This window comes from Lactobacillus sp. WILCCON 0149 (genome assembly GCF_057197965.1).
This window is the reverse complement of record NZ_JBUBHO010000051.1, coordinates 1-265: the sequence shown is the minus strand read 5'-3', so window position 1 is coordinate 265 and position 265 is coordinate 1. Positions and strand designations below refer to the sequence as shown.

At 49.1% G+C, this 265-nt stretch carries 1 protein-coding gene; it reads left to right on the top strand.

All coding sequences use genetic code 11. The features are described from left to right. Nucleotides 1-265 (top strand): IS66 family transposase zinc-finger binding domain-containing protein (locus tag ACYVUV_RS12440; RefSeq protein WP_484499588.1); only part of this gene is annotated, 265 nt, incomplete at both ends.

The following is a 265-nucleotide window of genomic DNA, read 5'->3' as shown; positions in this document are numbered from 1 at the left end:
GAGGACTTACCCTCGCGTTACCGAAACTATTACCTATAAGAGACGCAAGCAAGTCGGCAGAAAGCAAGATATCTTAGATTCTCTGCCGGGCGAGGAGGTTCATCATCGTTTGGATGACCTTACATGTCCAGACTGCCAGCACGAGCTGAAAGAGATCGGCAGCTTCTGTGCTAGAAAAGAGCTGCTGTACATTCCAGCCCAAGTTAAGAGAATCGATCACATCCAACACTCTTACAAGTGCCAGCACTGCAGTGATGAGGCACCA